The sequence below is a fragment of the Corynebacterium sp. HMSC035E02 genome (assembly GCF_001836065.1).
Lineage (GTDB): Bacteria > Actinomycetota > Actinomycetes > Mycobacteriales > Mycobacteriaceae > Corynebacterium > Corynebacterium hiratae.
Genome location: NZ_KV827289.1, coordinates 1 through 229, shown reverse-complemented (window position 1 = coordinate 229; position 229 = coordinate 1). Strand labels below are relative to the sequence as shown.

Annotated in this window: 1 pseudogene; it reads left to right on the top strand. The window is 55.9% G+C overall.

The annotated features are described in order from the left end of the window. A pseudogene (locus tag HMPREF2635_RS00030) lies at window positions 1–229 on the top strand (DDE-type integrase/transposase/recombinase); the annotation flags it as partial.

Here is a 229-nt window from a genome sequence, read left to right as displayed (position 1 = left end):
CGCTGCCGTATTCAGGAATGCTGTTTGCCTGTGCGTGTATTGACCAGCGGCAACAGTCCTGGCTTGATGCCCACCGTCAAGCGTTTGACTACTTCGGCGGGGTCTGCCAGGTTGTTGTCCCCGATAACGCGTCGACGGCATCAAACGCAATCAGCACTGCCGATAGGAATCGGAAGGTCAACGACACCTACCAGCAGTTCTTGGAGCACTACAACACAGCAGCACTTCC